The organism is Streptococcus sp. NSJ-72 (genome assembly GCF_014334035.1).
Classification (GTDB): Bacteria; Bacillota; Bacilli; order Lactobacillales; family Streptococcaceae; genus Streptococcus; species Streptococcus constellatus.
The window spans coordinates 700698-714157 of the sequence record NZ_CP060489.1 but is presented as its reverse complement, the minus strand read 5'-3'; the positions used below and the strand labels follow the sequence as shown (position 1 = coordinate 714157).

The 13460-nt window shown below is 37.0% G+C and carries 17 protein-coding genes and 1 pseudogene; 4 read left to right on the top strand and 14 right to left on the bottom strand.

Annotated features, from left to right (window positions below; translation table 11 throughout):
• The first annotated feature begins 132 nt into the window (after positions 1-132).
• Positions 133-858, top strand: a complete 726-nt coding sequence (locus H8787_RS03590) for a pseudouridine synthase (RefSeq protein WP_134971179.1) — start codon at positions 133-135, stop codon at positions 856-858.
• Between the two features lie 20 nt (positions 859-878).
• On the opposite strand, the gene H8787_RS03585 is transcribed toward H8787_RS03590, so the two are convergent.
• From H8787_RS03585 to H8787_RS03575, 3 genes are all read right to left on the bottom strand, one after another.
• Positions 879-1259: a rhodanese-like domain-containing protein gene (locus H8787_RS03585; RefSeq protein WP_187328245.1), complete on the bottom strand. Its 381-nt coding sequence runs from the start codon at positions 1257-1259 to the stop codon at positions 879-881.
• The gene (locus tag H8787_RS03580; protein ID WP_003070161.1) at positions 1253-1477 is read right to left on the bottom strand and encodes a YqgQ family protein; all 225 of its coding nucleotides are present in this window, start codon (positions 1475-1477) and stop codon (positions 1253-1255) included. The genes H8787_RS03585 and H8787_RS03580 overlap by 7 nt, the downstream gene beginning before the upstream one ends.
• Before the next feature lie 263 nt (positions 1478-1740).
• Positions 1741-2268, bottom strand: coding sequence for a Dps family protein (locus tag H8787_RS03575; protein WP_187328244.1), 528 nt, complete (start codon positions 2266-2268; stop codon positions 1741-1743).
• A 150-nt stretch (positions 2269-2418) separates the two neighbouring features.
• On the opposite strand from H8787_RS03575, the gene H8787_RS03570 reads away from it, so the two are divergent.
• Positions 2419-3093 (top strand): prepilin peptidase, encoded by a 675-nt coding sequence (locus H8787_RS03570; RefSeq protein WP_003070165.1) that lies wholly within the window; start codon positions 2419-2421, stop codon positions 3091-3093.
• Here H8787_RS03570 and H8787_RS03565 read toward each other — a convergent pair.
• From H8787_RS03565 to H8787_RS03525, 9 genes are all read right to left on the bottom strand, one after another.
• Positions 3088-3606: a VanZ family protein gene (locus H8787_RS03565; RefSeq protein ID WP_003070167.1), complete on the bottom strand. Its 519-nt coding sequence runs from the start codon at positions 3604-3606 to the stop codon at positions 3088-3090. The two genes, H8787_RS03570 and H8787_RS03565, sit on opposite strands and share 6 nt — an antisense overlap.
• Positions 3599-4681, bottom strand: coding sequence for a 23S rRNA (adenine(2503)-C(2))-methyltransferase RlmN (gene rlmN / locus H8787_RS03560; protein WP_187328243.1), 1083 nt, complete (start codon positions 4679-4681; stop codon positions 3599-3601). Before rlmN ends, H8787_RS03565 begins: the two co-directional genes overlap by 8 nt.
• A gap of 33 nt (positions 4682-4714) precedes the next feature.
• Positions 4715-5272 (bottom strand): YutD family protein, encoded by a 558-nt coding sequence (locus H8787_RS03555; protein ID WP_003070172.1) that lies wholly within the window; start codon positions 5270-5272, stop codon positions 4715-4717.
• A gap of 286 nt (positions 5273-5558) precedes the next feature.
• Entirely contained in the window at positions 5559-6614 is a 1056-nt protein-coding gene (locus tag H8787_RS03550) for a SepM family pheromone-processing serine protease (RefSeq protein WP_070669255.1), read from the bottom strand.
• Positions 6595-7092 (bottom strand): pantetheine-phosphate adenylyltransferase, encoded by a 498-nt coding sequence (gene coaD, locus H8787_RS03545; protein ID WP_003070176.1) that lies wholly within the window; start codon positions 7090-7092, stop codon positions 6595-6597. Before coaD ends, H8787_RS03550 begins: the two co-directional genes overlap by 20 nt.
• The gene (rsmD, locus tag H8787_RS03540) at positions 7082-7630 is read right to left on the bottom strand and encodes a 16S rRNA (guanine(966)-N(2))-methyltransferase RsmD (RefSeq protein ID WP_186821957.1); all 549 of its coding nucleotides are present in this window, start codon (positions 7628-7630) and stop codon (positions 7082-7084) included. Before rsmD ends, coaD begins: the two co-directional genes overlap by 11 nt.
• A gap of 188 nt (positions 7631-7818) precedes the next feature.
• A complete protein-coding gene (hpf, locus tag H8787_RS03535; protein WP_003032381.1) occupies positions 7819-8361 on the bottom strand; it encodes a ribosome hibernation-promoting factor, HPF/YfiA family in 543 nt (180 codons plus the stop codon).
• A 78-nt stretch (positions 8362-8439) separates the two neighbouring features.
• The gene (locus tag H8787_RS03530) at positions 8440-9105 is read right to left on the bottom strand and encodes a ComF family protein (RefSeq protein ID WP_187328242.1); all 666 of its coding nucleotides are present in this window, start codon (positions 9103-9105) and stop codon (positions 8440-8442) included.
• Positions 9102-10403 (bottom strand): DEAD/DEAH box helicase, encoded by a 1302-nt coding sequence (locus H8787_RS03525; RefSeq protein ID WP_187328241.1) that lies wholly within the window; start codon positions 10401-10403, stop codon positions 9102-9104. The genes H8787_RS03530 and H8787_RS03525 overlap by 4 nt, the downstream gene beginning before the upstream one ends.
• A gap of 56 nt (positions 10404-10459) precedes the next feature.
• Between H8787_RS03525 and H8787_RS03520 the strand changes: the two genes are divergently transcribed.
• On the top strand, positions 10460-11095 hold the full coding sequence (locus tag H8787_RS03520; RefSeq protein WP_003070186.1) for a YigZ family protein: 636 nt from the start codon (positions 10460-10462) through the stop codon (positions 11093-11095).
• A 99-nt stretch (positions 11096-11194) separates the two neighbouring features.
• On the top strand, positions 11195-12124 hold the full coding sequence (gene cysK / locus H8787_RS03515; protein ID WP_187328240.1) for a cysteine synthase A: 930 nt from the start codon (positions 11195-11197) through the stop codon (positions 12122-12124).
• Positions 12125-12814: 690 nt separating this feature from the next.
• On the opposite strand, the pseudogene H8787_RS10220 reads toward cysK, so the two are convergent.
• Positions 12815-13088, bottom strand: a pseudogene (locus tag H8787_RS10220) (type II toxin-antitoxin system RelE family toxin).
• Positions 13081-13188: a hypothetical protein gene (locus H8787_RS10080; RefSeq protein ID WP_231870254.1), complete on the bottom strand. Its 108-nt coding sequence runs from the start codon at positions 13186-13188 to the stop codon at positions 13081-13083. Before H8787_RS10080 ends, H8787_RS10220 begins: the two are co-directional and overlap by 8 nt.
• Between the last annotated feature and the right edge of the window lie 272 nt (positions 13189-13460).

Genomic DNA, 13460 nt, shown 5'->3' with positions numbered 1-13460 from the left:
CAGATTGAGGTAAAAAACACGGTTAAACCAGGTGTAAATGTTTTCATTAAAAAATCAATCTTCTCCAATTTTATTTCCATTTCTTATCACAAAAAATTATGGTATGATAAGAAAAAATTCAAGGAAAATGATATGCGTTTAGATGTCCTACTAGCTCAAGCTCACATTAGCCGTAAAAAAATGAAGCAAGCTCTCCTAAAAAAGAAAATCTTGGTAGATGACTGCCCTGCTCGAAAACTTAGCCAAAATGTTGATACAAGCTTACAGACGATTACAATAGAGAAACAACCTATCTTCACCAATTCACATCAATATTTTATGATCAATAAACCACCTGGTGTTGTGACTGCTAACTCTGATATGAAACACCAAACCGTTCTGGATCTCATCAGACCTGAAGACTTCAATGAACACCTATATTCTGTTGGGCGACTTGATCGAGATACTTCTGGACTATTGTTAATAACCGACAACGGACCTCTCGGTTTTCAACTACTACATCCTCAATACCACATCGCAAAAACATATGAGGTTGAAGTGAACGGTCTCCTAGATAACCAGATGATAAAAGCCTTTCAAAAGGGCATCGTTTTTCTTGATGGAACAATTTGTAAACCAGCTCTACTTACAATTCATTCTTCTACTCCAAACAAAAGTACTGCGACAGTCACTATTTCTGAGGGAAAATTTCATCAAATCAAAAAAATGTTTTTGACTGTCGGTGTCAAAGTTACTTCTCTTAAACGGACTCATTTTGGAGCTTTTGAGTTAGACCCAAACTTAGCCGCAGGAGAATATCGAGCATTCAACCAATCAGAACTCGAAATAGTGAAGCACTACCTAGAAAAAAGCTATTAAAAGTGAGCAATCCTTTTAGATTACTCACTTTTAACTTTTCCTTTCCATCCATCTAGTCCTGTAGAGAGGATGTAAATATTTTGATAACCTTGCTTTTTCAATAGAATAGCTGCATTCATCACACGTTGTCCACGACTATTTTCATATAGTAAAACAGCCTTGTCCTTACGAATCGCTCCTAAGCTTGTTTTTAATTGCTGTGACGGAATATTTCGTGCCCCTAAAATATGTTTATGACGAAAATCGGCTGGATCTCGTAAATCAATCAACTGACCTTGACGAATCATATCACCAAATTCCGCATTATCTACCACTTTAGCCGCACGACGGACACGTACATAGTTAAAGCCCATCCATCCTAACATTCCAACAATAATTACCAATAAAATCCAGTTTAACATGTTTTCTCCTCATTCTTTTTCAAATATTGTAATTCTAATCGATGCTCTCTTCGTAAGATGCTTTCAGCTTCTAGATAGTCTAGTTTTTCTATCAAGCCTGCATCGTAAATCCTCTCTAGCTCAATTTTCATCATTTCAATATCATACAAGCGCTTCCCCATATAGATAATAATACCAAAACTTTTGAGGTATTGCTGTACATCATAAAGTGTTTTCATGAGCCTTATTTTACCAGAATTTTAAGAGTATTTCAAGGTTAAAAAGAGGATGTTTATCTCTTTAAGCATTCAAAAACAGACAAAAAAGCCACCGAGTTTGGTGACTTCTATAGGGAGATTATTATGAAAAAGAAAAGTTTAGGATTTTATCAAATAAAGTTAGGAGGTCTTCATCTGATGGTATTAGTATAACGCTATCTCCTTAAACTTATCTTAAACTCTAAAAAATTTTTTTAATTTATTTTCTACTTTCAAAATTCTATTTACAATCCTGGAACTTGTCCAATTTCTGCTGTCAACATCCAAATGTTCTTTTCCAAATCGGCTTTGGCACCAACAAAAATATCGTTCGTAACATCGTCTCCTTCTTCATCTGTTGCATCCAAAGCTTCTTGGTAAAGCTTCACCAAGTAACGGAAGATTTCGATGACACGTTCCAAACTTTCTTCGACACTCTTGCTAAATTTTCCTTCTTTTTCTTCAATATTGCTGTGTTGGATGAATTCACTCAAAGTTGAATATGGAGTTCCACCCAGAGTAATCAAACGTTCACTCACTTCATCCAAAGTTGTATCCAAGGATTCCATATATTCATCCATCTTAGGATGCCAAACCATGAAACCAGCTCCACGCATGTACCAATGTACTTGGTGAAGAGCAATACGAGCAGTGTATAAATCTGCTACCGCTTGGTTCAATACCACTTTTGTTTTGGGAAGAGACTTATTCAAAGATCCAACACTTGAGAAAGTTGCAACATCCTTGACTGCTTCGTTGTTTACTTTAATCATTTTCTTTACCTCACTTTATTTAGAATGATTCTAATTTTTATTATAATTTAATTATAATGTTTCTAAATAAGAAAGTCAACTAATTAAACTCATAAATTTCTTTTATTAGAGAAGTTGCAATTTTTTAGAATAATTTACGAATAAAAAAGTATGATTCATTTTTATTTTTTCTTGGTTGGAAGTATTGTAGCTTCCTTTTTAGGACTGGTCGTTGATCGCTTTCCTGAACAGTCTATTATCACACCTGCTAGTCATTGCAACGTTTGTGGACAGAAATTAGCACCTCGTGATTTAATTCCTGTTCTTTCACAGCTTATCAATCGGCTGCGTTGCCGTTTTTGCAACTCAAAAATTCCCATCCGTTACATCCTTCTAGAACTAACTGGTGGCTGTCTCTTTCTTGCAACATCTTTAGGTTATCTAAACATCAACCGGCTCGTTTTGCTTGCAATGGGAATGACCTTATCCCTTTATGATCAAAGAGAACAAGAATATCCTCTCCTCATCTGGTTAATCTTTCATATTTTTCTCCTTTTTTTGACAAGCTTCAATCTTTTAATGGTTGCTTTTTTAGCACTTGGGATTTTGGCTCACTTCGTTGATTTACGTATCGGTGCAGGAGACTTTCTTTTTCTGGCATCTTGCTCAACTATTTTTCATCTGACTGAAGTTCTTCTCATTATTCAAATTGCTAGTATCATTGGTCTGCTCCTTTTTGGTTTAAAATCAAAAAAAGACAGGTTAGCCTTTGTTCCCTGTCTTTTCTGTGGTAGCAGCATCCTGATAATGATACAATTTATCGTTCTTCACCAAAATGCCTTATGATTTATTTGAGAGTTGCTTTACCAAAAATTTATAAAATAGAAAAGCTAGATATCCGCCTAATGTATTTGTCCATAAGTCATCTATTTCAAAAACACGATTGGCATCAATTAAAATATCTAGTAAAATCTGGGTGCATTCGATAAACAAGCTCATTGAAAAACTGGCAAATAGCACACGCTTAGCGCTCCTCATCTTAGGAAAAAGCCAGAGAAGTTGAAAAATCAGTGGGCTAAGCAGAAAAATATTCATTATATTTTGCACAAAAACCTTAATTAATTGAAAGAAAGAAGTAATTTGCCCAAGATTGATAAAAGAATTAAAAGGAATGAGAAGCACTACAATACGACCAAACTGCTGAATCCCCGGCGTCTCCATTCCCTTTTCTGGCACTTGAGGGAGAAAACACATTAGACATAATAATAAAATGTAGAAAATGCTTCCCCAAGTAAGAAAAGTACGTCCCTTAACGGTTAATTCACCATCTGTTTTCAATAGATTGTTCAATTTAAGCATGCTTGGTAAGAGCTTTCTCCTTGTCTTGCTTCATGGTGTTTGAGCGCAATTGACCGCAAGCTGCATCAATATCCGTACCATGCTCCTGACGAACAACACAGTTAATGCCATTCTTTTTCAGAGTATCGTAGAAAGCCATTACACGTTCTTTGGGACTGCGACTATATTGATCATGTTCGCTAACTGGATTGTAAGGAATCAAATTGACATACGATAGCTTTTTGATGTTTTTGAGCAATTCAGCTAATTCCAATGCCTGCTCTACTCCGTCATTGACTTCATTTAACATAATATATTCAAAGGTCACTCGGCGGTTGGTCGTTTCAATATAATATTCAATTGCCGCAAATAACTTCTCAATTGGAAAGGCACGATTGATTTTCATAATGCTGGAGCGCAATTCATTATTGGGTGCATGAAGAGAAACAGCTAAATTAACCTGCACTCCTTCATTTGCAAAATCACGAATTTTATGCGCTAATCCAGAGGTTGAAACCGTAATGTGACGAGCCCCAATAGCCAGTCCCTTGTCATCATTGACGGTTCGCACAAATTTGAGAACATTGTCATAGTTATCAAAAGGCTCTCCAATCCCCATGACCACAATATGACTAACTCGCTCACCTTGTCCTCGCTCATCAAAATATTTTTGTACCAACATAATCTGAGACATAATCTCTCCGTTATTCAAGTCACGCTGCTTTTTAATCAGCCCACTGGCACAAAAAGTACAGCCAATATTGCAGCCCACTTGCGTGGTTACACAGACTGAAAGACCGTAATGTTGCCGCATAAGAACTGTCTCAATCAACATGCCATCTGGCAATTCAAACAGATATTTCACTGTCCCGTCTGCTGATTCCTGCACAATTCGTTGCTTCAGTGGATTTACGACAAATTCATCATCCAATTTTGTTAACAAATCCTTTGAAATATTAGTCATTTCTGCAAAAGATTGAACTCGTTTGCGATAGAGCCACTCCCAAATCTGAACAGCTCGAAATTTCTTTTCTCCTTTACTTTCTATCCAATTTATCAAGTCTTGACGAGTCAAACTATAAATTGATGGTTTCATGTTCTTCCTCTCTATACCAGCTCCCAGTTTTTGCTATTTTTGACGAATAACAAAGTGACGTTGATTGTTTGTCTGCTGCTTTCCCTCATTCTGTCTTTTTGTTCTCTGTTTTTGGCGTCTGCTACGCTGACGATTTTCACGCTTCGGCTGCTCTTGCTCCTTATAGGAGCGAGCCTGTTTAGAACGGCGTGGTTTGATTTCATTTTCCTTTTTGTGATGAGATTTTTTATCAAAGGACGCTCGACGCGGTTTCAAATTTTCCAAGACAAAATAAGCACAGCCATAATTGCAGTATTCTAACAAATAATCTTCTAAGCGACTGATTTTTTCCTCGCTTTCATTTGCCTTGTCATCTTTATAAAATCCACGCAAACGCAACTGCTCGTTGCCCCAGTCGCCAACAATATAATCAAATTTTGTTAAAATATCTGAAAAACGCTGATTAAAAGCTGTGACATCAAAACCTTCTTTGTAGTTGTCCACCAAATCAAATTCAATTGTCTCAGCCATCACTTTTGTTCCTATTTGCCGAAATTCCGGTCCAGGAAATTTATTGTAATTATATAATTCAGGTGCAATTTCTTTTCGCATAGTTATCCTTTATAAACGTTATTTACTTGTATTATCTTATTTTACCATAAAAAGAAGTGTTTTTGACAGTTGAAATATGGAATAAAAAAAGGGAATGGGACAAAAATCGATATTTCGTAAGAAATCGATTTTATCGTCTCACCCCCGGCAAAGTTGAGTAAGTCTGCAAAAGCTGATAGCCTCAGCACATTAGAAATCATTCAACTATTGCATTGTATTCTTTGAAACTGAAGACCTTCATCTCAGTCTCATATTGCCAACTGGTTCTTTTAGTTTTCTTCATTATTTAAGATTTTTTAGTACTTTTGAGGTAATCAATTGCGTCTTGCAAGGTCTTGACAGGTACAATTTTCATTTTAGTTTTAATTTTTTTAGCAGCTGCCAAAGCTGTCTCATAATTTGTTTTCGCTTTAGGATTGGATTTTTTCACTTCCTTGGTGACTGGATTATTTGGCGCAAAGAAAATTTCTGCGCCATTTTTAGCTGCTGAAACAACTTTTTTATCAATCCCACCAATATCACCAACTTTTCCTTCACGGTCAATCGATCCTGTCCCAGCAATATTTCTGCCATCTCTCAGTGTCGGGTCTGCAATCTGTGTATAAATCGCCAAGCTAAACATCAAGCCCGCACTTGGTCCACCAATCCCCGCTGTTGAAAATTCAATTGGTATATTACTTGTGACTTCTGTTCGGTCAATTAAGCTAATACCAATTCCATTTTTTCCATTTTCAAGTTTGATAATTTTACCTATAGCAGATTTTTTCTGACCGTCTTCTACATAGTTCACCTTGACCTTGCTGCCAATTTTCTGTGAGCCTACATAATCAATCAAATCTTTTGAACTGTTGAAAGTCTTATCATTCACGCCTGTCACAGTATCTGCAATATTTAGAATCCCTTTAAAGGTTGAATTCTTGGTAACTTGCAACACATAAACACCCAAATATTTCAAGCTAATATCCTTGCCCGCTTTTTTCAAACCTTGATATTTGGCTAAGTTTTGTGATGTTTCCATATAAAATTGATTGATTCGCATATATTCTTTATCAGAAGTTCCGCCAGTCAGATCTTTCGCCGAATAAATATCTGTAAAAGGAGTCAACCAAGCATAAACCAAATGAGCAAAGGTTGCATGCTGAATCCCAACAGTGACAAAGTTATAAGAACCTTTTTCCTTATCCACTTTATTATCTACACGTAATACTTGCCGAACATCTGCTGCACCACCTGGCACTTCAATGTAATAAGGCAGAGGAACTATAAAAGACATGAACAGTAGAAGCAGCCCTACTACAGCCACTATCGGCCATTTTTTAAATTTAGTTCGTGATTTTTCCATGTTGTTTCTTTAACTCCTTTACGACACTTTCGGGCACATACTTTGAAACATCCTGCTCAAAAGCAATCAATTCACGAATTCTTGATGAGCTGAGATGCTGATAAGCTGGGGTGCTAATCAAAAAGATGGTATCCAATTCAGGTGCCAATTCATGATTGAAAAAGTTGAGCTTTCCCTCATAATCCAAATCTTGGCTATTTCGTAATCCCCGTACAAAAGTTGTCACTCCTAATCTTCGTGCCACTTCTACTGCTAATTCGTCATGAGAAATGACAATTTTAACATTATCCAAATGAACTAGAGCAGCTGCTATCATTTTTTCTTTCGCTTCAATACTAAAAAAACTCGTTTTCTCAAGATTATAAAAAATACCAACATAAAGACAATCAAAGAGCTTGCTAGCTCGCTCAATCAAGTCAACATGCCCCTTTGTAATCGGGTCAAAAGAACCCGTAAATAATCCAATTTTATCTGACATAAACCGTCACCTTTGAAATTCCATATATTTTTTGCTTCCAGATGCCTAGTCCTGCGATTTCCTCTGGTAAATCCACCGACTTGTCTGTCTCACAAACAACCAGTACATCATCGCTCAGAAGCTCTCGTTCAACCAATTTTTCAACATCTGCAGCAATCCGCTCTTTTGCATAGGGTGGGTCCAATAACACCAAATCAAACTGTCCTGTGACCAATTCAAGCGCTCGATTGGAGTCCATTTTAAGCAGTTCAAATCGTTCTTTTTCCTTAGTCATGCTGATATTTTGGCTGATAATCGCTTGCGCCCTGCGGTCTTTTTCAACCAAAACAGCCGATGTTATGCCTCGCGAAATAGCTTCAATCGCTAAACTGCCACTTCCAGCATACAAGTCCAGAACCTGTCCTCCATCAAAATAAGGACCAATCATATTAAAGATAGCTCCTTTAACCTTGTCCGTCGTGGGTCTGGTTGTTTTGCCTTCTAATGTTTTAAGAGGACGCCCCCCATATTTCCCTGCAACAACTCTCATAAAGAATATTATAACAAAATCTCGAAAGAATGTATCAGTTTTTCTTCTGTGATAACTGTAAGTCAATTGGTTTTTCTGTCTAACTTTTGGAATGCAGCTCAAATATGATGATTTACCAATACAGTTTTTTTGCAATTAACTCAAGATAATTGCAAACCAAACAAAAATCCCCTGATATAAATCAGAGGACCGATTGATTATCTCACTTCAAGCAAGCCAACGTCACCATCTTCACGACGATAGAGAACATTGGTTGTGTTGTCTTCTACATCAGTATAGATGAAGAAATCATGTCCCAATAAATCCATTTGAAGAAGAGCTTCTTCTAAATCCATTGGTTTTAAGTCTATTTGTTTTGAACGCACCACTTTTGCAGGTGCAGCTTCTACTTCTTCAATAACAGCATCTGTAAATAACTGACTGGTTGATTTTTTATTACGGTTTTTACGCTCAATCTTTGTTTTATTTTTACGAATTTGACGTTCAATTTTATCTGTCACCAAGTCAATAGAACCATACATATCTTGAGAAACATCTTCTGCACGAAGAGTGATAGAACCAAGTGGAATAGTTACTTCAACTTTGGCTGTCTTTTCACGATATACTTTCAAGTTTACACGAGCATCCAATTCTTGATCAGCTTGGAAATATTTCTCGATTTTTTCAAGTTTAGAAACTACGTAATCACGAAGCGCTTCTGTTACTTCTAGATTTTCACCACGGATACTATATTTAATCATATAAGTACCTTCTTTCTAAGCATTTTGTTTTTCTTTACTTTATTATAACGCTTTCATTTTTTTTTTGCAAATTTTTTGTTATCTTGCCAATGAAAATGTCAAAATTTCTTTCACACCCGCTTCCACTAAAATATCTTTGGCAAGTTGTAAGGTTGCTCCTGTGGTATAAATATCATCTATCAAAAGAATTTTTGCTGGAAGTGTAACCTTGTCTTTCACTTTAAAGCACTGCTGACTCTGCAATCGCTCCTCTCTCATCTTGCTTGATTGAGCAATTGTATCATATTTTTCTAAAATTTCCTTAAATTTCAACTTTGTACACTCAAGAAAAGCTGTTACTTGATTAAACCCTCTTGCTTGATACTTTTCTACACTCACAGGAATTGGCACGAGTGTATAATCGCTATAATTTTTTAATTCTTGATGCAAAACTTCAGTAAATACAGAAGAAAGAGCATAATCTCCTTGAAATTTATATTGACTAAAGAAGTTTTTCATAGCTCCATTATAGACAAAACAACTCTTATGGCAAACTTCTTTTCCTTTCTTTGTCCACACATCACAGTCTATGCAGATTTCATCTATTCCGTCACGATAGCACTTAGGGCAATGTTGCGCTGAAATACGCTGGAATTTTTCAAAACAGGCATCACAAGCCTTTGCTTTGGGCTTCTTCAAAGTCAGCAAATCACAAAATATTAGCTTTTCATCAAGTAGACTTTCACATAACAGACAGTTATTCATAAACCAGCCTCCTGATTCATCTCCCGAATTTCTTTAATAGCTTTTTCTATCGCCATAGTTGTACCATCATGAAAAAAGATTAACTCGCCTGTTGGTCGCTCCATACTACGACCAACACGACCAGCAATTTGTACCAAAGCGCTGCGACTAAACAGACAATGGTTAGCTTCCACCACAAAAACATCTATACAAGGAAAAGTCACGCCACGTTCCAGAATCGTCGTTGATATTAAGATTGTGATTTCTTTTCGACGAAATTTCTCTACAACATCTAGTCGATTTTCAGTCGTCGAAGCAACAAAGCCAACTTTTTCATTAGGGAAATTGTTTTGGAGAACCTCTGCAAATTCTTGTCCTCTTTTAATCTCAGAAGCAAAAATGAGAAGAGGAAAACCTGTTTTTCTTTGCTTTTTAACAAATTGTTCCAACTTAGGAACTAGCTTTTTTTGATTCAAGTATTTTTGAAAATCTGCCAGCCAAACTTTTCGAGGAACAATTAAAGGATTCCCATGAAAACGTCTAGGGAGACTTAAGCGGCTCAACTCTCCCTTGCTAACTCTTTTGTCCAGCTCATCTGTGGAGGTTGCTGTCAAGAAAATTTTCGTGCCTTGTTCTTTGACTGCTTGATGAACCGCATGATAAAGCATTGGATTGTCTACATAAGGAAAGGCATCTACTTCGTCAACGATGAGCAGATCAAATGCTCGGTAAAATTTGAGGAGCTGATGCGTTGTGGCAATCACGAGAGGACTGCGAAAATACGCCTCTGATTCGCCATGCAGGAGTGAAATATCACAAGCAAAATCTATTTTCAGTCTACGATAAAGTTCTAAACAGACATCAATTCGTGGGCTAGCCAAGCAGACGGCCCCGCCTTGATCAATAACTTGTGCTACCACCTGATAGATCATTTCTGTTTTTCCAGCTCCCGTGACTGCATGGACCAAGCTATCTTTTCGCTTGGCAACTGCCTCCACAAGTCTTTGAGAAACCTTGGCTTGAAATTCTGTTAACGTTCCTTGCCATTTTAAGACATCCGCTTTAGGAAACTCTTCCTGTGGAAAATAATAGAGTTCTTCATCACTTCTGACCCTTCCTAAGATCAAGCAGGATCTACAGTAGTAAGCACCTATTGGCAGTTGGTGTCTTTCTTTATCAACTGCTTGCCCACAGCGATTGCAACATAATTTCCCTTTTTCTTCTTTCATTGCTGGTAAAGTTTGCGCATATAATTGCAATTCTGCTGGTAGTTGTGCTTTTGTAAACATACGACCTAAGCAATCTTGTAATTCTATCATATCTATTTATTCGAAAAAACTTTGGCAAAATACAAGTTTTTTTGTAAAATGAAGATATGGAGTTTAGAACAATCAAAGAGGACGGACAAGTCCAAGAAGAAATCAAAAAATCGCGCTTTATTTGTCACATCAAGCGTGTAACAACAGAGAACGAAGCACGAAATTTTATTCAGGCTGTCAAAAAAGAACACTACAAAGCTACTCATAACTGCTCTGCCTTTATATTAGGAGAGCGGAGTGAAATGAAGCGAAGTAGTGATGATGGAGAACCAAGTGGGACTGCTGGTGTACCTATGTTAGGCGTTTTAGAAAATCATCAACTAACTAATGTCTGTGCTGTCGTGACACGCTATTTTGGTGGTATCAAGCTAGGGGCAGGAGGTCTTATTCGGGCGTATAGCAGCAACGTTGCTTTAGCTATCAAAGAAATCGGGATCGTCCATATAAAAGAACAACTTGGACTGAGGATCGCTCTCTCTTACAGTCAATATCAAGAATTACCCAATTTTCTTAAAGCTAACCATTTACAAGAACAAGATACATCCTTTACAGAACAAGTCCAAACGACCATTTTTGTTGATAAAGATGATAAGGACAGCATTATAGAGGAGTTGATTGAGTTGTTTAATGGAAAAATCGACATTACTGACCAGGGATTGCGGAAAGTTGAAGTTCCCATTTCTTTATCCTAAATATTAAAAAAAGCTATCACCTTGATAGTTTTTTTATATTTTACAAAGACTTCTTTTCGTTTTATACTGATGGTATCAACAGAATTGAGGTATTATTTTATGGCAAAAATTTATCGTAACATTACAGAACTCATCGGAAATACTCCTATCGTCAAGCTAAACAAGCTGGTTCCAGAAGGCGCAGCAGATGTCTATGTCAAACTAGAAGCTTTTAATCCAGGCTCATCTGTCAAAGATCGCATTGCTCTCAGCATGATTGAGAGTGCTGAGCAAGAGGGCTTGATTCAACCAGGTACAACCATTGTCGAAGCAACCAGCGGAAATACCGGAATTGGTTTGTCTTGGGTAGGTGCTGCAAAAGGTTATAAGGTTGTTATTGTCATGCCAGAAACTATGAGTGTTGAGCGTCGCAAAATTATCCAAGCTTATGGTGCAGAATTGGTACTAACTCCCGGAAGCGAAGGAATGCAGGGAGCGATTGCCAAAGCTGAAGAAATTGCTAAAGAACGAAACGGCTGGCTACCACTTCAGTTTAACAACCCAGCTAATCCAGAAATACACGAAAGAACAACAGGAGCAGAAATTATCGCTGCTTTCGGTGAAAAAGGATTGGATGCCTTTGTCGGAGGAGTTGGCACAGGCGGTACTATTTCTGGTGTTTCTCACGCTCTCAAAAAAGTCAATCCAGATATACAAGTTTATGCAGTTGAAGCAGATGAATCAGCTATTCTTTCCGGCGAGGAGCCCGGGCCTCACAAGATTCAAGGTATTTCTGCTGGTTTTATCCCAGAAACACTAGACACTCAAGCTTACGACGGTATTGTCCGCGTTACTTCTGATCAAGCACTTGAACTTGGACGTCGTATCGGTGGACAAGAAGGTTTTCTGGTAGGTATTTCTTCTGCTGCAGCTATTTATGCTGCACTTGAAGTAGCCAAAAAACTAGGAACAGGTAAAAAAATTCTAGCTCTTGCTCCAGATAACGGCGAGCGCTACCTCTCAACCGCTCTCTATAATTTTGAGGTTTAGAAATCGAGGTATATACACGTATAAACTTTAATTTGAAGTTACTAACAGTTTAAAAAGAACAACTCAATGATAGAGCTGTTCTTTTTTTGATGGATGGAGATGTTGGAAGATGTTGGTAACTTTCTTATTTCAGGATGCTTCTGTAAAATTTTAGTTCAAGACTAAAGTATCTTGTTAAAAAATAATCTGCTCAATCTCTGAAACGAAAGGCTGAATATGCTACACCACAGTTTCTTTGGAAAGAGCGGAATAAAAGACATCCTGAAAGAGTTCTTTCTAAATGGTCAACAATGTAACAGGACTAAAGCTACTGTATAACAGAAATTTCGCAATGTGCAAGGATCCCAAATCCGCTTCGGCTGTGCTATCACCTGTTGACTTGTGATAATCCATAATTTCTTTATAAGCCTGCTCGTAGAAAATGCCGCTACACGTTCAAGCACCGCAAGATAAGCCAACGACACTAAATCATCCACTTGCTGAAAACCAACTCCAGTCTACCAAAGGTCGCGCTTTGCTCAATAAGGGAAATTGGGATTGTCAATATTGTATGTTGGTTTCATATTAAAATTATTCCTTTACTATCTAAAACAAAAGACTATTTCTTAATTAACTGCCTTTTATTATACAAAAAACAAGTCCAACCTTGCAGTTAAACTTGCTTAAGAGATTTATTTTCATCTTTTACCTTTAAACTTTATAAACATCGGAACGCTTTGCCACATGGACATTTATAATGGCAAAGTCCTCATCATCAACCTTGCAATAATATGATAAGATCCTACATGAAAACGAACATAAGCAGATAAATTACCTGTCAGATATTTCCCCAACGCGCTTTAGGAAAATCAACATCTACTAGATGTTTGTCAATCCATCTAGCAATGACTTTCTGCGTTCCACTATCCAGTTTGTCCATAGCCTTGAAAAAAGTTGAAGGGTAGCGAACTTGGTATTTAACCATAGTACTCCATCATTTCATCATGAGAGTAAGTCACTTGCCCATTATCAAGCCACTCCTGCATAACCAAATCAGCTTCTTGAATATCATAGAGATCTTCCAATTTTTCTGCTAAAACCTGTGCAATAAATTCAGATTTGCTAATGCAAAGTCAATTCTTTATTTAAATCATCTGACCAAACAAACTGAAGTTGGTACTACCATGAAATCACTTCTTTTAAAATTTTTCTTTGCAGTTATATTTTACTACATTTTGAGGTAAGAAACAAGTTGGATGGTTTCTAAACTTATTTATTCGGGGAAAACTGGAGAAAATATAATTCAAATAAATATATCTTTTGATTCCTTGTATTAAATACTTTTTACTGAATAATT

Bases quoted from the DNA above. Each gene is read 5' to 3' on its own strand.
- H8787_RS03590 (WP_134971179.1), top strand. From the start codon at position 133: ATGCGTTTAGATGTCCTACTAGCTCAAGCTCACATTAGCCGTAAAAAA.
- H8787_RS03585 (WP_187328245.1), bottom strand. From the start codon at position 1,259: ATGTTAAACTGGATTTTATTGGTAATTATTGTTGGAATGTTAGGATGG.
- H8787_RS03580 (WP_003070161.1), bottom strand. From the start codon at position 1,477: ATGAAAACACTTTATGATGTACAGCAATACCTCAAAAGTTTTGGTATT.
- H8787_RS03575 (WP_187328244.1), bottom strand. From the start codon at position 2,268: ATGATTAAAGTAAACAACGAAGCAGTCAAGGATGTTGCAACTTTCTCA.
- H8787_RS03570 (WP_003070165.1), top strand. From the start codon at position 2,419: ATGATTCATTTTTATTTTTTCTTGGTTGGAAGTATTGTAGCTTCCTTT.
- H8787_RS03565 (WP_003070167.1), bottom strand. From the start codon at position 3,606: ATGCTTAAATTGAACAATCTATTGAAAACAGATGGTGAATTAACCGTT.
- rlmN (WP_187328243.1), bottom strand. From the start codon at position 4,681: ATGAAACCATCAATTTATAGTTTGACTCGTCAAGACTTGATAAATTGG.
- H8787_RS03555 (WP_003070172.1), bottom strand. From the start codon at position 5,272: ATGCGAAAAGAAATTGCACCTGAATTATATAATTACAATAAATTTCCT.
- H8787_RS03550 (WP_070669255.1), bottom strand. From the start codon at position 6,614: ATGGAAAAATCACGAACTAAATTTAAAAAATGGCCGATAGTGGCTGTA.
- coaD (WP_003070176.1), bottom strand. From the start codon at position 7,092: ATGTCAGATAAAATTGGATTATTTACGGGTTCTTTTGACCCGATTACA.
- hpf (WP_003032381.1), bottom strand. From the start codon at position 8,361: ATGATTAAATATAGTATCCGTGGTGAAAATCTAGAAGTAACAGAAGCG.
- H8787_RS03530 (WP_187328242.1), bottom strand. From the start codon at position 9,105: ATGAATAACTGTCTGTTATGTGAAAGTCTACTTGATGAAAAGCTAATA.
- H8787_RS03525 (WP_187328241.1), bottom strand. From the start codon at position 10,403: ATGATAGAATTACAAGATTGCTTAGGTCGTATGTTTACAAAAGCACAA.
- H8787_RS03520 (WP_003070186.1), top strand. From the start codon at position 10,460: ATGGAGTTTAGAACAATCAAAGAGGACGGACAAGTCCAAGAAGAAATC.
- cysK (WP_187328240.1), top strand. From the start codon at position 11,195: ATGGCAAAAATTTATCGTAACATTACAGAACTCATCGGAAATACTCCT.